Origin of the sequence: Dactylosporangium sp. NPDC000244, assembly GCF_040300725.1 — a bacterium.
In the GTDB taxonomy this organism is placed as follows: Bacteria; Actinomycetota; Actinomycetes; order Mycobacteriales; family Micromonosporaceae; genus Dactylosporangium.
Window position 1 is genome coordinate 192,119 of the sequence record NZ_JBEPEH010000001.1, and the last position, 21,237, is coordinate 213,355.

Annotated in this window: 19 protein-coding genes; 6 read left to right on the forward strand and 13 right to left on the reverse strand. The window is 74.0% G+C overall.

All coding sequences use genetic code 11. The features are described 5' to 3' along the window. Positions 1–112 precede the first annotated feature (112 nt). The 4 genes from ABT369_RS00860 to ABT369_RS00875 form a co-directional block, all read right to left on the reverse strand. Positions 113–2,119: an SIR2 family protein gene (locus ABT369_RS00860; protein ID WP_350609217.1), complete on the reverse strand. Its 2,007-nt coding sequence runs from the start codon at positions 2,117–2,119 to the stop codon at positions 113–115. 17 nt (positions 2,120–2,136) lie between these two features. Then, the gene (locus tag ABT369_RS00865; RefSeq protein WP_350609219.1) at positions 2,137–3,405 is read right to left on the reverse strand and encodes a YqgE/AlgH family protein; all 1,269 of its coding nucleotides are present in this window, start codon (positions 3,403–3,405) and stop codon (positions 2,137–2,139) included. Between the two features lie 13 nt (positions 3,406–3,418). Further along, positions 3,419–3,775 carry an effector-associated constant component EACC1 gene (locus tag ABT369_RS00870; protein ID WP_350609221.1) on the reverse strand — a complete coding sequence of 119 codons (357 nt, stop codon included), beginning with the start codon at positions 3,773–3,775 and terminating at the stop codon, positions 3,419–3,421. 106 nt (positions 3,776–3,881) lie between these two features. Further along, on the reverse strand, positions 3,882–5,405 hold the full coding sequence (locus tag ABT369_RS00875) for a CYTH and CHAD domain-containing protein (protein ID WP_350609223.1): 1,524 nt from the start codon (positions 5,403–5,405) through the stop codon (positions 3,882–3,884). 60 nt (positions 5,406–5,465) lie between these two features. Between ABT369_RS00875 and ABT369_RS00880 the strand changes: the two genes are divergently transcribed. From ABT369_RS00880 to ABT369_RS00890, 3 genes are read left to right on the forward strand one after another with little or no spacing between them, the layout of a single operon-like run. Beyond that, complete coding sequence (locus ABT369_RS00880; protein ID WP_350609225.1) at positions 5,466–5,651, forward strand: hypothetical protein; 186 nt, start codon at positions 5,466–5,468, stop codon at positions 5,649–5,651. A 28-nt stretch (positions 5,652–5,679) separates the two neighbouring features. After that, positions 5,680–7,737 carry an alkaline phosphatase family protein gene (locus ABT369_RS00885; RefSeq protein WP_350609227.1) on the forward strand — a complete coding sequence of 686 codons (2,058 nt, stop codon included), beginning with the start codon at positions 5,680–5,682 and terminating at the stop codon, positions 7,735–7,737. Between the two features lie 8 nt (positions 7,738–7,745). Continuing rightward, positions 7,746–8,525: a class I SAM-dependent methyltransferase gene (locus tag ABT369_RS00890; protein WP_350609229.1), complete on the forward strand. Its 780-nt coding sequence runs from the start codon at positions 7,746–7,748 to the stop codon at positions 8,523–8,525. Here ABT369_RS00890 and ABT369_RS00895 read toward each other — a convergent pair. The 3 genes from ABT369_RS00895 to ABT369_RS00905 are packed head-to-tail and all read right to left on the reverse strand — an operon-like array spanning position 8,515 to position 11,293. Continuing rightward, entirely contained in the window at positions 8,515–9,117 is a 603-nt protein-coding gene (locus ABT369_RS00895; RefSeq protein ID WP_350609231.1) for a DedA family protein, read from the reverse strand. The two genes, ABT369_RS00890 and ABT369_RS00895, sit on opposite strands and share 11 nt — an antisense overlap. Beyond that, positions 9,114–9,860: an MBL fold metallo-hydrolase gene (locus ABT369_RS00900; protein ID WP_350609233.1), complete on the reverse strand. Its 747-nt coding sequence runs from the start codon at positions 9,858–9,860 to the stop codon at positions 9,114–9,116. Before ABT369_RS00900 ends, ABT369_RS00895 begins: the two co-directional genes overlap by 4 nt. A 20-nt stretch (positions 9,861–9,880) precedes the next feature. Next, positions 9,881–11,293, reverse strand: a complete 1,413-nt coding sequence (locus ABT369_RS00905) for an MFS transporter (protein WP_350609235.1) — start codon at positions 11,291–11,293, stop codon at positions 9,881–9,883. Positions 11,294–11,377: 84 nt separating this feature from the next. On the opposite strand from ABT369_RS00905, the gene ABT369_RS00910 reads away from it, so the two are divergent. Then, entirely contained in the window at positions 11,378–12,331 is a 954-nt protein-coding gene (locus ABT369_RS00910) for an Lrp/AsnC family transcriptional regulator (protein ID WP_350609237.1), read from the forward strand. A gap of 39 nt (positions 12,332–12,370) precedes the next feature. Here ABT369_RS00910 and ABT369_RS00915 read toward each other — a convergent pair whose 3' ends face one another. Genes ABT369_RS00915 through ABT369_RS00925 form a run of 3 tightly spaced genes read right to left on the reverse strand, consistent with a single transcriptional unit; the run spans position 12,371 to position 14,471 of the window. Then, on the reverse strand, positions 12,371–12,808 hold the full coding sequence (locus ABT369_RS00915; RefSeq protein ID WP_350609239.1) for a hypothetical protein: 438 nt from the start codon (positions 12,806–12,808) through the stop codon (positions 12,371–12,373). After that, on the reverse strand, positions 12,805–13,221 hold the full coding sequence (locus ABT369_RS00920; protein WP_350609241.1) for a MarR family winged helix-turn-helix transcriptional regulator: 417 nt from the start codon (positions 13,219–13,221) through the stop codon (positions 12,805–12,807). The genes ABT369_RS00915 and ABT369_RS00920 overlap by 4 nt, the downstream gene beginning before the upstream one ends. Positions 13,222–13,250: 29 nt before the next feature. After that, positions 13,251–14,471, reverse strand: coding sequence for a diguanylate cyclase domain-containing protein (locus ABT369_RS00925; RefSeq protein ID WP_350609242.1), 1,221 nt, complete (start codon positions 14,469–14,471; stop codon positions 13,251–13,253). An 88-nt stretch (positions 14,472–14,559) separates the two neighbouring features. On the opposite strand from ABT369_RS00925, the gene ABT369_RS00930 reads away from it, so the two are divergent. Further along, positions 14,560–16,857 carry a putative bifunctional diguanylate cyclase/phosphodiesterase gene (locus ABT369_RS00930; protein ID WP_350609244.1) on the forward strand — a complete coding sequence of 766 codons (2,298 nt, stop codon included), beginning with the start codon at positions 14,560–14,562 and terminating at the stop codon, positions 16,855–16,857. A gap of 90 nt (positions 16,858–16,947) precedes the next feature. After that, positions 16,948–18,354 carry a condensation domain-containing protein gene (locus ABT369_RS00935; RefSeq protein ID WP_350609246.1) on the forward strand — a complete coding sequence of 469 codons (1,407 nt, stop codon included), beginning with the start codon at positions 16,948–16,950 and terminating at the stop codon, positions 18,352–18,354. Positions 18,355–18,772: 418 nt separating this feature from the next. Here the strand turns inward: ABT369_RS00935 and ABT369_RS00940 are convergent, their stop codons facing one another. The 3 genes from ABT369_RS00940 to ABT369_RS00950 are packed head-to-tail and all read right to left on the reverse strand — an operon-like array spanning position 18,773 to position 21,209. Beyond that, a complete protein-coding gene (locus tag ABT369_RS00940; protein WP_350609248.1) occupies positions 18,773–19,816 on the reverse strand; it encodes a phosphotransferase in 1,044 nt (347 codons plus the stop codon). Continuing rightward, positions 19,798–20,544, reverse strand: a complete 747-nt coding sequence (locus ABT369_RS00945) for an alpha/beta hydrolase (protein WP_350609862.1) — start codon at positions 20,542–20,544, stop codon at positions 19,798–19,800. Before ABT369_RS00945 ends, ABT369_RS00940 begins: the two co-directional genes overlap by 19 nt. 20 nt (positions 20,545–20,564) lie before the next feature. After that, on the reverse strand, positions 20,565–21,209 hold the full coding sequence (locus ABT369_RS00950) for a CGNR zinc finger domain-containing protein (protein WP_350609250.1): 645 nt from the start codon (positions 21,207–21,209) through the stop codon (positions 20,565–20,567). Between the last annotated feature and the right edge of the window lie 28 nt (positions 21,210–21,237).

Sequence of the window (21,237 nt, forward strand, 5' to 3'; positions counted from 1 at the left end):
ACAAACGCTACCTGCAGAACGCGAGGTCAGCGACCCTACGAATCCAAGAACCGAACATACACGAAAAATCCGATATGTCGCGGCGCGAAGCGCCCGACATATCGGAAACCAGCTAGCCGAGGTAGAAAGAGGAGACGTCCGAGGCGAGCAGGTCCAGCACCGGCACACCAGCGTCCAAGGCCGCCGCGAACGCCGACCAGGAGTCGAGGTGATAGCCGCCCGCCTCCGGGAACGACTCGCCGGTCAGGTACCGCGGCAGGAGGAACGCGTTCTGGACGAGCCAGTGCACGTACCCGCCCTCCGAGCCCCATCCCGGCAGGCCGCGCGTCGAGGACAGATAGGCGCGCAGCTCCTCCGGCGACGCCCACCGGACCATGCGCGACTCGTTGGTCAGGTGCTTGATGTACGGGTTGTAGAGCAGCGTCCCGCCGAGGCCGAAGTGCTCGCGGAACTGCTCCCAGAGGAGGCGCTCGTCCGAGCCCGCGTACGCCATCACCTCGGCCGCCGGCTCGGTCTCCAGCAGGTGGTGCAGGTAGGACCAGGTGGTCAGCGGCGTCAGGAGACGGTTCGCGTCCTTGCTCAGCAGCGTCTGCACGATCGCCCCGGCGTTGCGCTCCAGGTCGTGCAGGGCCAGGTGCGGGACGACCTTGATGGCGGCCAGCACGCTGTAGAGCGACGGGTTGCGCTCGCCGTAGAAGATCCGGGCCACCGACCACGGGTCCGTCGGGCGCTCCAGCGACACCGCGGCCGTGGCCACGTAGTCCTGCAGCGACGCCACCTCCGGCGCCGCGTCCGGGTCGACGCGGCGCATCCAGCGGGTGAGATCGGCGGCGAACTCGGCGCTGAGCGCCTCGCGGCCGGTGACGCCGAAGTCGTCGAGGCACACGACCACGCGCACCCCGCGGGCGCTCAGCGCCGCGGCGGTCAGCGACTGCACGGCGTTGATGAGCGACGCCCGGGCCCGCAGCCGGACCGGCCAGAAGAGCAGCCTGGGGCGCTGGGGCTCGGCCGCCCAGTCCACGCCCCAGCCGTAGCGCCGTTCGAGCTGGCGGAGCAGGGGCAGTACACCTTCCGGGACGGTGTTGCCGGGCTGCGAGAACAGCTCGCGTTCCCACTCGAGGTGGCGCACCCGGCGCCGCGGGTCGGTGCGGGGGCCGGCCGGGGGCACCTCGAGCCGGTCCGCGAGGCCGGTGAACAGGTCGTCGCCGTGGATGTCGGTGAAGAACTCGACCAGCCCGGCGAGGCGGTCGGGCAGCAGCAGCGGAGCCGCGTCGTGCAGCGCCCACAGCACCCGGACCGGCCGTGACGCCGCCACGGCCCGCAGGGCGCCGGTGACGACGTCGTCCCAGCCGCTGTACCCCACGACGAGCACGACATCGCCCGTGACCAGCTCCGCGAGGGCCCGCGAGTGGGACTGCGACGCGGTGGCGTCCGGCGCCGGGTCGTGCAGCAGCGGCGAGGGCGGCTCCTCGCTGACCGGCCGCCAGAACCCGTGGAGGTGGAACACCTGCACGGCGCCCTCGCCCTCGGGGCGGCGGTCGGGGCGGCCGTCGAGCGCGACCGGGACGCTGAGCGCCTGCCGGCCCGTCTGGCGGACCGCGACCTCGAAGAGCGGGTCGAAGTTCGTGGTGAGGATGCTGTTGCCGAACTCGTCGGGCCGCCCGGCCAGCAGCCGCCCGACCGCCCGGACCCCGGCCGGCAGCTCCCACCAGTCCAGGCTGTTCTCGACCCGCTCGCCGAGGCGCAGGTCGACGCGCTGCCAGATGCCGTGCGTGGCCAGCGGCGAGGAGTTGAGATCGGGCGCCCGGTAGCCGGCGAGCACGGCCTGCTGGGCGACGACGTCGAACTCGCCGGGGGAGCGGCGGGCGGTGAAGACGCGGCGGTACGCCAGGTAGAGCTCGATCGGCAGCGCGTGCGGGTCGAGCCCCTCGCGCGCCTGCCGCAGCGCCTGCGTGAGCTCGCCGTCGTCGCCGAGCCCGGCCGCGTACCGGTCCGCGAGCTCGACGAGGTCGCCGAGCCCGGGCACCACCGGCATCGTCATCCCGGCGCCGAGGATGAGTGTCACCGTCCCGCCGTGGCGGATCGCGGACACGATCTCGTCGATCAGCCTCAGTTCCATGGTCAGTCTCCCGGGCTCTACTCGCCCGCGGCCCGGGCGTGCAGGGTCGTCCACAGGTCCCGCGGCCGGCTCGACAGCGCCTCGCGCACGTCGGCGTCGCTGAGCAGCAGCAGGCCCCCGTCGATGTCGGCCTCCAGCTGGTCGGGGCCCCAGCCGAGGTAGCCGGAGAACAGCCGCAGCCCGGCGATCACCGGCGCGAGCGGCTGCGGGTCGGCGGACAGGGCGATCACGCCGAGCCGGTCCTTCACCGGCCGCCACCGCAACGGCGGCTCGACGTCGGGCCGCAGCCGGGCGACCGCGATGAACCCCTCGTACCGGCTCAGCGGCCCCGCGTCGAAGAGCACCGCCGGCGTGGTCAGCAGCCGCCGCCAGCCCTGCGGGATGTCGGCCGGCAGCGGGTCGGTGGTGGGCCGGTTGATCCGCACGCCGACGGCGCCCCGCCCCCGGTCGTGCCGCAGGATCAGCACCGCGGCCTGGCGCAGGTCGCGGTCCTCGACGGCGGCGGTGGCGACCACGATCCGCCCGACGAGGTCGCGGTGGTGGCGGGCCGCGTTGTGCACCAGCGCGAGCTCGTCGCCGGCCGAGCGCAGCTCCGGCAGCTCGAAGCCGCGCTCGCGCAGCCGCAGGGTCACCTCGCGCCAGACGGTCCGCACGTCGAGCACCGCGGGCCGGTCGGGCAGGCCGCCGCGCAGCACCCGCAGCAGCTCGCCGGTGAACGCGGTGTACGGCTCGCCGGGCGGCGCCTGGGCGGTGCGGTTGCGCGGGGCCGAGACGAGCAGGCAGGTGTCGTCGGTGCCGGCCTGGTCCGCGACCGCCTGGCTGCCGGACTCCCCGGCGGCCAGGTGCCCCGCGGCCCGCCCGGCGTAGCAGCAGTCCAGGATCACCAGGCGGCGGCGGGCCCGGCTGCCGGCCACCGCGCGGCGGATCAGCTCGAAGGGCAGGCCGGCCTCGTACGGTACGGCGGGATCGGTCTCCCGCAGGCCCAGCACGAGCGAGCCGTCGATCGGGTCGACCAGCCCGTGCCCGGCGAAGTAGACGACCAGCATCCCCTCGGGGGCCGTCTCCTCCGCCGCGCGGCGCAGCACCCGGGACACCTCCCGGGCGTCGTCGGGGTCGTGCAGCACCGTGCAGTGCTCGGGCGCCAGCCCCCAAAGGTCGGGGTCCTGGAGCACCCCGGCGAGCCCGTTGAGATTCCTCGTGATCGCCGGTACCTCGGGCAGCGCCGCGTACCGCGCCCCGCCGACGAGCACGGCCCGCGACGCGCGCGGGTCAGCCAGTTCCGCCACGGTGCCGCCCGGCTCAGCCGTCGAGCGCCCGCGCCGCGGCGGCGACGGCCTCCGGGTCGGAGGACTCGATGCGCACCGACCGCCCGTCGGGGTCGATGCGGGTGAGCACGATCGCGGGGGCCAGGGGCCGCGTCCGGCGCCAGGCCGACACCGCGAGCAGCAGCTGCCCGACCGACAGCCCGGTGCCGAGCACCAGGCTGATGATCTCGACGGCCCCGGAGAGCTCGCCGGGCCGCGTGGCCGTCGACAGCCCGATCTCGGACTGCACGATGCCGGACTCGCCGACCAGCCACCGCTGGAGGTTGAGCAACTCGTCGACGTCGGGCGTGGGACCGTCCCCGAGGGGCTCGAGGTGGATCTGCAGCTGCACTGGTCAACCCGGGGTGAGAGGGATGCGGACTTCGAACCTTATCGAACCCGCGCATCCCCTGTCACCCGGTGCTCACCCAGCGCTCGCCCGGTGCTCGCCCGGGGCGTCACCCGAACAGGGCCCGGGCCGCCTTGCGCACCTTGCGGCGGGCCTTGGGCACGTCCCGCAGGGCCAGCCGGCCGTGCTCGTCGGTGCGCGCGTGCAGCAGCCCGTAGGTGAACGCGTTCTCGCCGGCGCCGTACGCGCTGATGCCGTACTGCCGCAGCAGGTCCCCGGTCACCAGCGCATCCTGGTGCGCGCCGAGCGCGTCCTGCAGGGTGGTGACCCGGTCGGCGAGGCGTGTGGCGGACTTGCCGGCGACGGGCGCGACGAGCTCGGCGGCGTAGCGGGCGCGCTTGTAGGCCTTGCGCGCCTCGTGCCGCCGCTCGTCCACGGTCGCGGTGGCGGCGCCGGTGTCCGCGGCGGTGTCCGCGGCGGCCAGGCGGGCGTCGGCGCGGCGCAGGGCCTTGCGCGCGCGGCGCAGGAGCCGGCGGCGGGGCACGCGCTCGGGCCGGGCGGAGCGCAGGACCAGCGCGTCGATCGCGTTGAGCACATCGGTGTACCGCCGGCTGTCCAGCCCCGCGACGAGCGCCCGGCGGGCCTCGGCGGCGCGCGCGGCGAGCAGGGAGGTGATGCGCGCCGCGACCGGGCCGAGCACGAGCTCCGGCGGCTCGGCGTGCACGAGCCCGGCCAGGCGCTCGCTCATCACGTCGCAGTCGCGGACCTCGCCGAGCAGGCCGGTGACCCACTTGATCTCGTCGTGCAGCCGGTCCAGCGCGGCCGGGTCGTCCGAGCCGTCGGCCAGCAGCGGGGCGAACGAGCGCAGGCTGGAGCGCAGGCGGCGGGTGGCCACGCGCATCTTGTGCACCGCCTCGGCGTCGCCCTCGCGCACGTGCGGGTCGTGCTCGACGAGCGCGTCGCGCTGGATGGCGAGGTAGGCGGTGAGCGCCCGGCGGGACTTCGAGCCGGGCATCCGCACGCCGACCGGCTGGGGGTAGTCGGGGCCGAGGGCCTGGGCGAGCTTCGACGGGCTGTGGGCCGGGCGGGCGCCGGCCCGGCGCAGGGCGGCGTCGAGGCGGTCGAGGGCCTTGGCGTCGCCGTCGACGAGCTCGATCTCCAGCTCGTGCCATTCGCGGGCGCCGCCGCCGTCGCGCAGGGACTCGGTGCTGACCCGGTCGTCGGCGAGCAGGGCGACGGTGCTGCCGTCGGCGGCCTTCAGGGCCCGCTCGACGCGGTGGGTGCGGATGCGGGCGACGGGGGCGAGGTCGGCCCCGCGGGTGAGCGCGCGGACCTGGTCGGTGACGGCCCGCGGCGGGGACTTCTGCCGGTTGTTCGCGGGCAGCTGCAGCTCGCTGCGCTCGCCGCCGGCGGGGCGCTTGAGGTGCCAGCCCGCGTCGTTGCCGCCGGTGCGCCGGCGCAGGGTGACGCGGCCCCGGGCCAGATGCAGCCCGGCGGTGTCGTAGTAGACGGCGTCGAGGCGCTGGTCGTCGGGTTCGCCGACGGCGGTGACGCCGCCGACTCCGGTGAGGTCGGGCAGGGCAAACCCGTCCGGCAGCTCGTACTTGCGCTCCACTTCAAGCTTTCCGGCCATGTCGCCCATTGTCGCAGCGAACGCGGCACGTCGCGAACGTGAACGTGGGATAAACGAGAGGTGCACCACGACGTACTCGGGCTGCTCGACGCGCATCTTGCCGAGCTGACCGCCCTTCGCCATGTCCTCGCCGCGCCCCGACCGGTGCACCCCGGCGAGCGCTGGGCCGCGGCCCTGGAGACCGTCCGCTCCGCCGACCGATACTCGCAGGCGGTGGGCGCGCTGATGGATCCCGCGCCCGTGTAACGACCGGCGCGGCCGTTAATCTGGCTGCGTGGGGGTCGTCGCTCAGCGGATTCGCTTCGCGTTGCGGCTGCTGCGCGACTGGCGCCTGACCGTCGCGTGGGGCAAGTCGCTGCTGCGCTCCGGCGTGACGAGCTTCGCCGTGCTCGCCGTCGTGTTCTGGGCGCTGCCCGGCGTGACGGCCAGCGGCGGCCCGTTGGCCCTGGTCGAGCTGACCGTGCTGCTCGCGGTCATCGGCACCCTCATGCGGCTGGTGCTGCTGGGCGTGGCGGTGCTGGTCGGCGGGGTCGGGGTGCTGGCCGTCGGCGTGGTCATCCAGGCCGTGGTGATGTTCACCGCGCTGCACCTGGCCAACGGCGTCAGCGTCGGCTCCTTCGCCGACGCCTGGATCGCCTCGTGGCTCGCCGCCGTGCTCACCGCGCTCGTGAACTGGCTCGCCGACGCCGGCAGCGAGGACGTCTTCCTCGGCCAGGCGCTGCGGCAGATGGCCCGCCGGCACCGGGGCACCCCGGCGACCGAGCCGGGCGTGCTCATCGTGCAGCTCGACGGGCTCTCCGCGCCGCTGCTGTCGTGGGCGGTGAAGGCCGGGAACCTGCCCAACCTCGGGCAGTGGCTGCGCACGGGCACGCACGCGATGCGGGCGTGGCACACGGGCCTGCCGGCGACCACCCCGGCCAGCCAGGCGGGGATCATGCACGGGGACTTCGCGCAGATCCCGGCGTTCCGGTGGTACGAGAAGGACGGCGCCCGGCTCGTGGTGACCAACCGGCCCCGCGACGCCGCCGACGTCGAGGCCCGCATCTCCACCGGCCGCGGCCTGCTCGCCGACGGCGGCGTGAGCATCAGCAACGTGTTCTCCGGCGACGCCCCGACGAGCCTGCTGACCTTCAGCAACGCCTCCCTGCCGGGCCGGTCGGCTCGCGGCTACCTGGCCTTCGTGGCCAGCCCCTACGGCTTCGCGCGGGCGCTGGTGCTCTCCGTGGGCGAGATGCTCAAGGAGATCCAGCAGGCCCGGCGGCAGCGGTTTCGCAACGTGTACCCGCGGGTGCCGCGCACGGCCGCCTACGTGGCCCTGCGCGCGGTCACCAACGTGCTGCTGCGCGACCTCAACGTCTCGCTGATCGCCGAGCAGATGAGCCGGGGCGCCCCGGTGATCTACTGTGACTTCGTCGACTACGACGAGGTCGCGCACCACGCCGGGCCGCTGCGCCCGGAGGCCCTGCAGACCCTGGAGGGGCTCGACCGGGTGCTCGGCACGCTGCACAAGCTCGCCCGGGTCGCCGGTCGCGACTACCGCATCGTCGTGCTCTCCGACCACGGGCAGAGCCAGGGCGCGACCTTCAGCCAGCGCCACGGCGTGACCCTCGAGCGCCTCGTCGCCGACCTCGCGGGCAACGGCTCCGAGTCGGCCGCCGCCGGACCCGACGACGAGGACTGGGGCCGGGCCAACACCCTGCTCGCGGGCGTGTCGCACCAGACCCGCTCGTGCGGCCCCGTCACGCACGGCCCGCGCGGCGAAGTGATCACGATCGCGTCCGGGAACCTCGCCATGCTGTACCTCACCGCCGTCCCCGGCCGCGCCGAGCTCGACGCGATCGAGGAGCTGCGCCCCGGCCTGGTCGACGGGCTCGCCAAGCACCCGGGCATCGGCCTCGTCGTCGCCGCGGCCGCGGACGGCCCGGTGGCGATCGGCCCGGCCGGCCGGCACCACCTGCGCGACGGGCGCGTCGAGGGCGTCGACCCGCTGCTGCCCTACGGCCCCGCGGCCGCCGCCGACCTGCTGCGGCACCAGGGCATGGCCCACGTCGGCGACCTGGTCGTGGTGAGCCGCGTCGACCCGGGCACCGACGAGGTCGCCGCGTTCGAGGAGCTGGTCGGCTCGCACGGCGGCATCGGCGGCTGGCAGACCGAGGCGATCCTGGTGCACCCCGCCGACTGGCCGATGCCCACCGGGGAACTGCTCGGGCCGGTCGCCGTGCACGAGCGGCTGGTCGCCTGGCTCGAGGAGCTGGGCCTGCGCGAGGAGATGCCCGAGACGCCCGCCGGCGAGAAGGATCTTCCCTTGTCCGCCAGAGTTCGAGGTGTTTAGATCAACGCATGTCTGAGGCCGCATTACGCCCCTGGAACTGGGAAGACCCGCAGGAGCTGGCCGCCACGGTCGACTCGTTCACCGAGGACCTGGCGCGCGTCGAGAAGCTCGCGCCGGAGCTGTCCGCCGAGGTGCTCGACCGCTCGCACTTCGACCGGCTCGGCCTGACCGGCATCGAGTTCGCGGCGTTCAAGACGAGCCACCCGCGGGCGCTGGGCACCGACCTCGTCTCGCTCACCGCCGCCGACGGCACGCGGACCGAGCGCGGCCAGGTGTACCGCGTGGACGACGCCGCGTACTTCACGGAGATGGACATCACCGGCCGGCTGCCGGTCGCCGACGACACCGTGGACTGGGCCTACGCCGAGCACCTCATCGAGCACGTGACCCTGCGGGCCGGCATCGCCTGGCTGACCGAGGTCAAGCGGATCCTGCGCCCCGGCGGCCTGCTGCGCGTCACCACGCCGGATCTCAAGGTCTACGCCGAGAGCTACGTCAACAACGACGGCTTCTTCGGCAAGCACCGCCGGCGCATGAACCGCGCCCTGACCGGGGTCGCGCCCGCGATGCCCGCGCGCGGGGCGTTCATGTTCAACCAGCTGTTCTACGTGTACGGCCACCGCTGGCTCTACGACCTCGAGGAGCTCACGTACGCGCTCACCGCGGCGGGCTTCGCCGAGGACGGGATCGCGGTGCGCGCCTACCGCGAGGGCGCCATCCCGGACGTGGCCGACCTCGACCAGGTGCTGCGCAACGACGAGACGATCTACGTGGAGGCTACGGCGTAACGTTCGCCGCCGGGTCCTTGGCGCCGCGGGCCCGCCGCTTCTCGACCCAGCTCGCGGCCTGGCCGGCGACGAGCACGACGATGATCGCGCAGACCACGCCCTGCCACGGCTGCGGGAAGACGTTGCGGCTGAGCAGGCCGATCGCGCTGTACGTGGCCGACCACAGCACGCACGCGGCGATGTTGGACACCACGAAGGTGCGCCACGACAGCCCGACGATCGCCGCCGCGAGCAGCACCGGGATCCGCCCGCCGGGCACCAGCCGGGACACCAGCAAGGCGGTCACCGGCCGCCGCCGCAGCCGCTCCCGCACGGTCTCGGCGAGCCGCCACGGCTGGCGCAGCAGCCGCAGCCGGCGCGTGAGGGCCTCGCCGCCGGCCCGGCAGATGGCGAACGTGACGGCGTCGCCCACGTAGGCCCCGAGCCCGCCGGCCGCGATCACGACGGGCACGGCCAGGGGACTGTAGTGCGCGGCGAGCACCGCGGTGGCGCTGACCGCGGCGCCGGTCGGCAGCACGGGCAGGATCGAGCCGGCCGCCACGATGCCGAACATGATCGCCACCGCGGCGATGAGCCCACCGAACGTGATCACGAAACGGTCAGGCTCTCGCCGGGCGCGAGCACGCGCACGCCGGTCTGCGGGGCCGTGTCGCGGGTGTGCGCGGCGAACTCGTCGCCCGGTCGGTGGAAGCGGTCCGGCCGCACCCGGCCGCACCCGATCGGCCACAGCGTGCCCCAGTGGATCGGCACCGCCTGGCCGGGCTCCACCAGGCGCATCGCCTCGGCCGCGCGGGCCGGGTCGAGGTGCCCGGGCCCGAGGGTCCAGCCCCAGCCCCAGACCGGTACCAGCGCCAGATCCACCGGACCGATCTCCTTCATCTCGTCGAAGAGCCCGGTGTCCCCGCCGAACCAGGCCGAGCGCTCCCCGGCGACGACGTAGCCCAGGGCCACGGCCCGGATGCGCGACTTCGGGGTCCGCCCGCCGTCGTGCGCGGCCGGCACCGCCCGCACCGTCACGCCGCCGACTTTGGTCTCCTGCCCGGCCCGCAGCTCGACGAAGTCCCGCTCGCCGAGCCGCGAGCGCAGGAACGCCGCCGCCCCGTGCGGCACGATGAGCCGCGTGGCGGGCGGCAGCGACCGCAGCGACGGCAGGTCGCAGTGGTCGGCGTGCAGGTGGGACACGACGACCGCGTCGGGGGCCCGGTCCAGGTGCGGCCGCGGCCCCCGGCGCCGGTGCAGGTGCGCCAGGCGGTCGCGCAGCACCGGATCGGTCAGGATCGTGACCCCGCGCTCGCGGATGGCCACGGTCGCGTGTCCCCACCAGGTGACGTCCATCCAGCCATTATGGGCTCGGGCTAGACAGCCTCGCTGACGACGGGCTCAGGCGCCGGCCGCGGAGCCTCCCAGGCCGGGCGGCCCGTGCGCACCACGAGCAGCACCAGCACCGCGGCGGCCAGGCCGGTGAAGCCCGCCACGGCGACCACATGGTTCACTGCGTCGGTGGGTGCGTGGTGCCCCGCGAGCCGGTGGGCGAAGATCGAGCCGAACACGGCCACGCCGAGGGCGAACCCGAGCTGGCGGAACGTGTTGACCGCGCCGCCGGCCATGCCGCTGCGCTCGTGGGGGACCGCGGCGAGGGCGGCCGAGGCCATCGTCGGCAGCACCGCGGCGACGCCGAGCCCGACGACGATCAGGCCGGGGATGAGCGCGGTCGCCGGGGACGCGGGCGTGAGCCGGGCCTGCAGCAGGGCGCCCGCGCCGATGAGCAGCAGGCCGATGCCGATGGACCAGCGCGGGGACACCCGCTGCAGGAACCGGCCGCCGAACGCCCCCACGAGGAACGAGGCGGCGCTCATCGGCAGGGCGCCGAGCAGCCCCGCGTCGACCGGGCCCTTGCCCATGAACTGCTGCAGCCAGACCGTCGTGAACGGCAGGTAGGCGAAGGCGGAGGCCTGGGCCAGTACCGATGCCGCCATGAGGGCGCTGAAGGACGGCTTGGCGAACAGGCGCAGGTCCAGCATGGGGTGGTCGGTGCGCCGCTCGGCGACGACGAACGCGGCCAGGGCCACGGCGGCGACGGCGAAGGCGGCCAGGGTGCTCGGCGCGGTCCAGCCGGCGTCGCCGCCCCGGATCAGGGCGAACGTGACGGCGGTGGCGCTGAGCGTGAAGGTGACGATGCCGGTCAGGTCGAGCCGGTTGCCGGTGCTGGAGCGGCCGTGGGACTCGGTGACGCCGCGCAGGGTGAACCAGACGGCCAGGAGGCTCACCGGGAGGTTGACGATGAAGATCCAGCGCCAGCCGAGGTGCTCGGTGAGCAGGCCGCCGGCGATCGGGCCGGCCGCGGCGGCGGCGCCGTTGACCGCGCCCCAGACCCCGAAGGCCACGCCGCGGTCGCGGCCGGTGTAGGCGACGCTGAGGATCGCGACGGTGGTGGCGAGCATTGCGGCCCCGCCGAGGCCCTGCAGGAACCGGGCGGCGATGAGCAGGCCGGCGTTCGGCGCGACCGCGCACAGCAGCGAGGCGGCCGCGAACACGACGGTGCCGCCGAGGTACACCCGGCGGCGCCCGTGCCGGTCGGCCAGCGACCCGGAGGCGAGCAGGACGGCGGCGAGCGCGAGGGCGTACCCGTCGAGGACCCACTGCAGGCCGCCGATCGTGACCCCGAGATCGCGGGAGACGGCGGGCAGCGCGACCGTCACGATCGTGACGTCGACGAGCAGCATGAACGTGCCGATGGAGACGGCGACGAGGGCAGACCATTTGGGCATGCCGTCGAATGTGCGGCCCGCGCCGGTTCATGGGTAGCCGTCCGGCCCGGGGTGGCGGATTCCGACATCGTTTATCGTGGGCCGGTGGAAGTCGACACCCTGGACCATCAGATCGTCGACGCGCTGCGGCTGGACGGGCGCGTCCCGTTCAGCGCCCTCGCCGAGATCCTGGGCGTCTCGGATCAGACGGTGGCGCGGCGGTACCGCCGGATGCGCGACGGCGGCCTGCGGGTCGCGGCCCTGCCCGACGGCGTGCGTCTCGGCTACGACATGTGGATGATCCGCCTGCAGACCACGCCGGACAGCGCGGGGGCGATCGCCGAGGCCCTGGCCCGCCGCCCCGACACCACCTGGGTGACGCTGGGCTCGGGCGGCACCGAGGTCACGTGCGTCGTGCAGAACCCGGGCACCGCCGACCGCGAGACCCTGCTGCTGCAGAAGCTGCCGCGCACCCCGCGGATCGTCTCGGTGCGCGCGCACTGTCTCATGCACCACTTCGCCGGCGGCCCGATCGGCGGCGAGGCCCGCGGCACCCACCTCAGCGCCGAACAGGTCGCCCGGCTGCGCCCGCCGGTGCCGCCGCCGGGCATCCCCGCGGTGCTCACCGGCGAGGACCGGCCGCTGCTGGCCGCGCTCAACCGCGACGGGCGCCTCGGCTACCCGGCGCTCGCGGCGGCCCTGGGCTGGTCGGAGTCGACGGTCCGGCGGCGCCTGGAGCACCTGCGCGCCACCGGGGCGATCTTCTTCGACGTGGAGATGGACCCGGCGCTGCTCGGGTACCCGGCGCGGTTCCTGCTGTGGCTGACGGTCGCGCCGGCGCACCTGGCGGCGGTGGGGGAGGAGCTGGCGCGGCACGAGGAGGTCGTGTTCGTCGCGGCGACCACGGGCGAGACGAACCTCATGGCGACCGTGATCTGCCGGGACATGGCGCAGCTGTACACGTACGTCACCCGTCGCATCGGGCCGCTGCGCGGGGTGGAGCGGCTCGAGTCGGTGCCCGCCCTGCGCCATGTGAAGCAGGTCGCCGCGGTGGTGTGAGCCGATAAGTCGGGCACTTCGTGCCACGACTTATCGGCTTTATCCGTTGCCAGGCGATATATCGGTTTCGGCCCGGGATTTCGCGGGCGGGTCCGCGGTGAAGGGTCGCGCGTCGGGCGGGACCCAGCCGGTGCGGGCCGCCTCCGTGGCGAGGGTGCCCGGGCGGTAGTGCTCGTTGAGGAGCCGCTTGTCGAGCACCTCGGGGTGGCGCGCCGCGAAGGCCGCGAAGTCGGGGTCGTCCGGCGTCATGCGGGCCGCGATCAGCTCGACCCAGGCGCGGCTCATCGTCACGTGGTACTTGCGGGGCTGCCCCGCGTACCGGGCCGTGCGCCGGATGCCGTCGCTGACGAGCCCGAGCGCCGCGTCCGGGCCCACCCCGTGGATCGCCAGCCAGGTCAGGTGCACGTGCTCGCGGTGCCCGAAGTGCCCGGGTCCGGCGGTGACCGCCGCGAACAGCTCGTCGAAGGTGGGGCTCATGTGGCGGCCTCCGTCAGCGCGTGCAGTACCGCTGCGGCGTCCCCAGCGGCGTCCGGGGGCAGGGTTGCCAGGGCGCGCCGCTCCAGGTCGGCCATCGCTGCCAGCACCCGCGTGGCGACGGTCGTGCCCGGTGCGGTGAGCCGGACGACCACCGTGCGCCGGTCGCGCTGGTGCGGGCCGCGGCTCACCAGGCCGCGTTGCTCCAGGCGGTCCAGGATGCTCGTGAGGGTGGTGGGGCGCGTGCCGGCCGCGGCGCCCAGCTCCGACACGGTGCACGCGCCGGCCGGGTGGCGGGCCAGGTTCGCCAGGGCGTTGAGCTCGGACGGGGTCAGTTTCAGATCGGCCAGCTCGGTCGTGAGCCGGTGCAGGGTCGCGTGGGTGGCGCGCTGCAGGTCGAGCAACAGGAATACCACGAGATCGGACTATACGATATCGCAGTAGTTTACGCAGCCTCGTGGATGTGGTACGCGCCCGTTTTGCGGCGTTTCTTGGCGGTGTACATCGCCAGGTCGGCCTGGCGCAGCAGCTCGTCGGGCAGCGAGGCGTCGTTCGACAGGGCCACGCCTACGCTCGCGCTCGCCGGTAGCCGGTGGCCCTCGACGATGATCGGGGCGCCCACCGCCTCCACCACCCGCTCCGCGATCCGCACCGCGGCCGCCAGGTCCGGCAGGTCCTCGGCCACCACCACGAACTCGTCGCCGCCCAGGCGCCCTACGGTGTCCTCGAGCCGCACGCAGTGGGTGAGCCGGCCCGCGACCGCGCGCAGGAGCTCGTCGCCGGCCTCGTGCCCCAGCGTGTCGTTGACCAGCTTGAAGCCGTTGAGGTCGACCAGCAGCACGCCTACGTGCCGGCCGTTGCGGCGGGTGCGCGCCAGGGCCTGCGCCAGCCGCTCGCCGATCAGGCGGCGGTTGGCCAGGCCGGTGAGCGGGTCGTGCAGCGCGCGCATCGTCAGCTCGGCGGTGAGCGCGGCGCCGTCCAGGGCCAGCGCGGCCTGGGTGCGCAGCGTCTCCAGCGCGCGGCGCAGGTCGGCGTGCAGGGTCCGCTCCGCGGTCACGCACAGCACGCCGAAGAAGCGGCCGTTGACGACCAGCGGGAGCAGCAGGGCCGTGCGGGTCGTGGTCAGGCCCGGCACGCCGAGCTCGGCGATGTCGCCGACGCCGAGCACCTCGCCGGCCTGCATGAGCGCGCGCAGCTGCGGCGGCGGGGCCAGGCGGCGGCCGACCAGGCCCGTGTCCGCGCCGTCGAGGTCCGTGCCGGCCGCCGCCGCCACGACGAGTTCGTCGACCTGCGGCACCAGCAGCACGGCCAGCGCGTCCGGCGTGTCGGCGAGCAGCGCGGCGGCCCCGTGGACGGCGAGATCGTGCACGGCCTCCGTGTCGGCCGCGGTCAGCAGGCCGGTGCCGGTGTCGGCGAGGATCTGGTCGCGCACCATCGTCTTGCGCAGGGCCGCCAGGGTGCGGTCCAGCCGCCGCAGCAGCCGCGCGTGCACCCGCAGGGACCACGCCTGCCGCACGAGCACCGCGCCGTTGAGCGCCAGCGCCGCGACCGGCACCGCCCACCCGTGCTGATCGGCGCGGTCGCCCCAGGCCGCGAGCAGCACCGCGTCGATCACGCCGACGGCCAGCAGCGACACCCAGGTGACGACCCGGCCGTTGAGGTTCACGCTTCGCTCATCGGCACAGGGCCGCACCCTGCTAACGTTTTCGTGCCGCTTGCCGATGGGAAGACCCGTGGCAGCGGCAGCGGTACTCGTGAGGCGACTGATGGTCGCGATCGTCGCCTGCATGCTGGCCGCCGCGTCGTGGGCCACGCTCTACGCGGCCGGCCTGCCGATGCCCAAGCAGATCGTGTGGGTGGCCGGCCCGTTCGGCCTCGCGATGTCCGCGTGGATGGCCTGGCTGGCCGGGGAGGTGCCCGGGATCGCGGCGAGCGCGCGGCGGTTCTGGCACCGGTTCGCGCTCGCGACGGGGCTGGTCACCATCGGTACTGCCATCATGACCCCGGCCCGGCTCAGCCCCGAGTCGCCGTATGCGCTGCGGCTCATCCAGATCGCCGCGCCGGTGCTCGCGACGAGCATCCTCATCGTGCTGTACGCGCTGCTGCGGCTCCCCGTGCGCACCCGCACCCGGGCCGAGTGGACCCGCCTCGGCCTCGACGGGCTCACGGTGCTCATCACCACGGCCCTGTTCCTGTGGCACCTCGCGCTGCGCCCGATCGCGGAGCACAACGGCCACCTCGGCGTCGTGATCGGCCTCTCCCTCGTGGGCATCACCTGCCTGGTCACGCTCGTGGCGGTGCTCAAGGTCGTCATGCTCGGCAGCGGTACCGTCAGCCGCCGCTCCATGGCCCTGCTCGCCACGACGCTGGTCGCCGGCGGGCTCAGCTCCGCGGTGTCGCCGCTCATCGCCACCCACCCGCGCCTGGCCGGGCTCCAGCCGATGCTCACCCTCGTCGAGTGCCTGCTCGTCGCGGCGGCGGCCCGGGCCCAGTGGCGCCCCGCGGCCGCCCAGCGCACCGCGCGCGGCGGGCGCACGTACAGCAAGCTGCCCTACTACGCCGTCGGCGCGACCCTGGTGCTGCTCGCGTTCGTGGCGTACACCGACCACCGCGACATCGCCGCCGTGGCCACCGGCGCCATCGCGGTCAGCGCGATCGTCGGCGCCCGCCAGCTCGTCGCGCTGCGCGACAACCAGCGGCTGCTCGCCGAGGTCAGCGCGCACGAGCGCCGGCTGCGCCACCAGGCCACCCACGACGCCCTCACCGGCCTGGTCAACCGCAACCACTTCACCGAGCTGCTCGGCGCCGCGCTGCGCCACCCCGGGCCGACCGCGGTCCTGCTCATCGACCTCGACGACTTCAAGCTCATCAACGACACCCTCGGGCACGCGGTCGGCGACGAGGTGCTCATGACCGTGGCCGAGCGCCTCCGCGGGGCCGTGCGCGCCGAGGACGTCGTGGCCCGCCTCGGCGGCGACGAGTTCGCGGCCATGCTCTACGAGGTGCCCGGCGAGCACGCCGTCGGCGTCGCCGAGCGCATCCGCGACGTGCTCACCACCTCGGTCCGCGCGGCCGGGCACGAGCTGCTGGTCCGGGCCAGCGTGGGCGTCGCCACCTCCTCGCCGGAGCTCGCCGAGGACGTCGACACCCTGCTGCGCAACGCCGACCTGGCCATGTACGCGGCGAAGGAGCGGGGCAAGGGCGGCCACTTCGTGTACGTGCCGGGCATGACGACGCGCATCGTCGCCCACGCCGAGATCGGGGCGCGGCTGCGCGACGCGATCGATGCCGGGCAGCTCCATCTGCAGTACCAGCCGATCGTGCGCCTCGACGACGGCCGCACCGTCGGCACCGAGGCCCTGGTGCGCTGGCGCCACCCCGAGCTCGGCGTCATCCCGCCCGGCGACTTCATCCCCGCCGCCGAGCAGACCGGGCTCGTCGTGCCGCTGGGCCGCTTCGTCATGCGCGAGGCGTGCGCCCAGCAGGCCCGCTGGCTGCGCGAGCTCGGCGCGTCCGCCCCCGGCTACGTGTCCGTGAACGTCGCCGGCCGCCAGCTCACCGACCCCGACTTCGTGACCGACGTGCTGGCCGCCCTCGACGACGCCGGCCTGGACCCGCGCCACCTCACCGTCGAGGTGACCGAGACCGCGGTGGTGGACGAGGCCGCGATCGCCGCGCTGCAGCAGCTGCGGGACCGCCGCATCCGCATCGCGCTGGACGACTTCGGTACCGCCGCCTCCTCGCTGGGCCTCCTGCTCACGTGCCCGGTGACGGCGCTCAAGCTCGACCGCTCCTTCGTGGACGAGATCACGACGGTGGCCCGGCAGGAGGCGGTGGCGACGGCGGTGATCCGCATGGCGCAGGCCCTCGACCTGGACACCGTGGCGGAGGGCATCGAGACGGAGGCCCAGGCGCGGATGCTGCGCCACCTGGGCTACACGTTCGGCCAGGGCTACCTGTACTCCCGCCCGCTGGCCCCCGAGGACCTGGCCAGGCGGGCCGCGGTCGCCCCGCCCGCCTTCGCGGGCCTCGCGGTCCACCACGCCACCTGAGTACTCGGCCGCGGCCTCGGTCCTTCGGCCGGCGCGATCAGCCATTCGTATTCTTGTCTACATCAATGTCCGAGTGAACGATCGCCATACATGGAACGCATCACGGTGACCTTCGAGGGCGAGGGCGCCGCCACCGGCGAGCTGACGTGGGGCCAGCAACAGGTCTTCCAGGCCATGCGGGAGATGAACAGCTCCATGAGCATGGGCGGCGTGGTCCCCGTCCACGACGGCCGCACGGTCGCGGACTTCGCGGATGAGCTGCGCTTCTTCATGAGCCGCTACCCGTCGATGCGGACCCTGCTGCGCTTCGCCCCGGACGGCCGCACGACCCAGGAGACCTTCGGCTCGGGCGAGGCGTACCTGGAGGTCCACACCGCCGAGGCCTCGGCGGCGGCCACCGTCGCCGCTCCGGCCGTGTCCTCGTCGTCCTCGTCCCTGGTCCCGGTGGCCTCGGTCGCGCTGCCGGCCGCCGCGGAGGCGCTGGCCGCGGAGGTGTTCGCGGCGTGGAAGTCGCGCCCCTTCGACTACGGCACCGAGTGGCCGATCCGCATGGCCGTGGTCCGCTCGGGCGCCGGCGGTCCGGTCACCCACGTCCTGGTCGAGGTCACCCACATCGCGACGGACGTGACGGGCCTGGCCACGATGATCCGTGAGCTGTCCCAGCGCGACTCGCTCGGCCCGGAGCCGGTGCCGGGCCCGCTGGACATCGCCGCCCAGCAGTGCTCCGCGACCCGCCAGACCGACAACGCCATGCGCCACTGGGAGTCCCAGCTGCGGGCCGTCAACCCCCAGCGCTTCCCGCTCGGGTACCGCGACCCGGCGGCACCGCGCTTCCGCCAGGTGGTGTGGGCGTCGCGGGCGCTGCACGCGGCCAGCGAGCGCCTGGCCGCCCGGCTGGCCATCGACACCGCCCCGATCCTGCTCGCCGCGTACGCCGTGGCCTTCACCCGGGTGGTCGGCGGTGCCCCGTTCGCGACCCAGGTCATCGTCGGCAACCGCTTCCGCCCGGGCCTGGCCGAGGTGGTCTCCCCGTTGTCGCAGAACGGCCTGGTGGTGCTGGACCCGCGCACGATCACGGCCGCCGAGGCGGTCCTGCGGGCTCGCCAGGCGTCGATGAGCGCGTCGAAGTACGCCTACTACGACCCGCAGGCCCGCCAGGCCCTGCTGGAGCGGGTGGCCAAGGACCGCGGCGAGCCGATCGACCTGCAGGTCTTCTACAACGAGCGCCGCCTGGCGCTGCGCCCGCCGGCGACGGCCGCGGACGACGGGGCCATCCGCGCGCTGCGGCGCGAGACGGCGCTGATCCGGGAGACCGAGCTGCCGTACTTCAACGAGAAGCTGATGGTGAACATCGACGACGTCCCCGACACGGTCCAGATCACCACGGAGGTGGACACGGCCTACCTGACCATCCCGCGGCTGCACCTCCTGCTGGCGGAGATGGAGCACTTCACCGTGGAGGGCGCCCTGAACCCGGAAGCACCGGCCATCCCGTAGCGCTTCCAACCTCCCAGCAGACGCCCCACCGCAGCCCAGCCAGCCCGGGCCCGCCACTTCGCGCACCCTGCAACGTCGCTCGGGCCGCCGCTCGGTTGACGATCCGTCTCGGCTCATTCGCGCGTTCCGCCGTGGTCCGCCGCTTCGCGGTGCCCAGTCCACTGGTGAACTGGTGCGCAGGTCCGCCGGCCGCAGGACCGTCGGCTTCGGCCGGTTGCCGCGTCACTTCACGACTCACCGGACCGCGGGTTCCTAGTTCGCGGCGCAAGTCCATTGGTCCGTCGGGTTGCGGCCCGCGCCTCGGGTCGCCCGCGCCTTGGGGTGCGGCCCGCGCCTCGGGTTGCCGCCCGCCGGCCCGCAGGTGCCCAAGTGACCGCGCCGCCCCGTCGCGGAAGCGCTTCGGATGCCTGGACCCTGCTCAGAGCCCCGCCATGCGTCCTCGCTCCCTGGCCTCGTCCCGCCCAAGACCGTCGAGCCCGTCGAGCCGCCACTTCTTCGCGTTGAACAGCCGGATCCAGAGCCCGGCCGCCCACGCCGCCTCGATCTCCTCGCGGTTGAACCGCCGCCCGCTCGCCCGCTGGTACCCGTCGAGAAACTCTCCACTCTCCTGCAGCGTCGCGCCCCACCGCCCGTCGCCCGCCGGCCACATCGCCGCCGCCACGCCCACGATCACCGCCTCGGGTTCGGCCACCACGCTGTCCCAGTCGTGCACGGCCAGCGGCACGTCCCCGCGCCACCAGATGTTGTGCGATTCGAAGTCGCAGTGCCCGATCACCGGCTCGGCCGCGAACCGCCTCAACCGCGCCCGTACCGCCAGCGCCGCCGCATCATGCCAGCTCTCCTCCGCATGCAGATCGACGTCCCGGTCATCGGGCCAGGGCCAGATCGGCCCTTCCTCGTGATGCCAACGAACCCAGGGCGGTGACGGCGTCGTCGAAGGCGTGTCCCGCACCCGCGGCGCCATCTCGATCAGCCTTGCCAGCAGCGCCGAACACTCTGCCGCTCCCGCGACTCCCGCTCCCGCGACTTCCGCCCCCGCATCGAAGCCTCCGCAAGCCTCGCCGACCGGCTTCTCGTGACCGTCGCCTGTCGTGCCGAGCGGGCCGGACGTCGAAGCCGGCCAGACCGCCTCTCGTCGTGTCGTCGACACCGCCGGGCCGGCGGCGGGACCGGCGGTCGGCTCCACGGCCATCTCGGCGCTCACCGCCAGCTCACCGAATCGGGTCGGCCCCGCGATCGGCTCAGGACAGGGGAAACCGGCCCGCCAGAGATGCCGGTGCACGTGGGCGCACCCCAGCAGCCGGTCCTCCGCCGGCCGCGCCTTCACCACTACCGCGCGCCCGTCGGCCAGGCGCAGGACGTGCACGACGGCCAGGTTGCCGGTCGTGCGGAGCGTCCCGGTGACGTCACTGCCGAGCCAGGCGCCGATGGCGGCGTGCGGAATCATGTCAACGGCAGCCATGCGAGCACCTCCCGGATCTTGTCGTCCCAGAAGGCCCAGTCGTGAGCGCCGGGGGAGAACTCGGTCTTCAGTGGGATGCCGCGCTCGGCGCAGGCGTCGCGGAACCGTACGTTCGAGGAGTACAGCACGTCCTCCGTGCCGCACGTGACGAACAGTGGCGGCGGGTGCTCGACGGTGTCGAGCAGGTGCAGCAGGTCGTTGTCGGTGCCCTCGATGGTGGGCGGGGTGCCGTAGATGCGCCCCCACATCCGCGGGTCTTCGGGCCGGACCAGTTCGCGCGCCCGTGTGGCGAGGTCGAGGACGCCGGAGAGGCTGGCCGCGGCGCCGAATCGGTCGGGGTGGCGGAGGGCGAGCTTGAATGCGCCGTACCCTCCCATGGAAAGCCCGGCCACGAACGTCCTCGCGGGATCGTCGGTGAGGCGGAACAGGCCGCGGGCGGTTCGCGGCAGCTCCTCGGAGATGAACGTCCAATATGGACGGCCCCAGACCTCGTCGGTGTAGAAGCTGCGTTCGACCCGCGGCATGACGATGGCGATCTGCCGCTCGGCGGCGTAGCGCTCGAGCGACGTGAACCGCGTCCAGGCGCTGTCGTCGTCGCTGAGGCCGTGCAGGAGATAGAGGGTCGGGAACTCGGCGGTCTGGCCGGTCGCCTGTTCGGGAAGGAGGACGGTCATGGAGGTGCCGACCCCGAGCGCGTCGGAGGAGAAGTCGCATCGGATGCGGGCCATCGTCATGCTCCCATCGTAGCTCAGTTTGGTGGTAGCTGTCTGCCCCGGCGGCGGTCGGTGAGGCGGCGGGCCTTCACGCGCGAGCCGCAGTCGGTCATCGAGCACCATCGCCGCGAATGGTTGCGGCTGCGGTCGAGGAACAGCCAGCCGCAGCCGCCCTCGTTCAGCGGGCAGATGCGGAAGTCGTCGACGTTTTCGCTGGTCAGCACGTCGACGGCGATCGCGGCGAGACGATCCTGCACGGCGAACGCGGCCACGTCGCCGATCCGCAGGTGCGCGGCCGTCGGGGCGTCAAACGACAGCGTGACGCGCGCCCGGGCCACCGCGGCCGAGTAGCGCGTGCTGAGCTGCTCGAGCGCCGGCTGATACGGCAGCCGTGTCTTCAGGGTCTCGTCCAGCCGCACAAGCAGTACCGTATAAAGGGCCTCCCGGATCGCCAGGGCCGCTGCCAGGGCCTGCTCGCCCTGCCACGTGAGCCGGATGTCGGGTGCCTCCTCCGGCTCCACGACGGCCGTGCGGATGGCCCACCTCAGCAGCTCCTCCGGCGTGCTGAGGTGCTCCTTCTCCGGCTCGGCGTTCGGCACCCGCGGCTCGACCGTGTTCACCAGGTCGAGCGCGGTGTGCCCGCCGACGACGCGGAGGGCGGGCTTGTCCGTCGTCTCCATATGTGCGATGCTACCACCGTACCGCAGT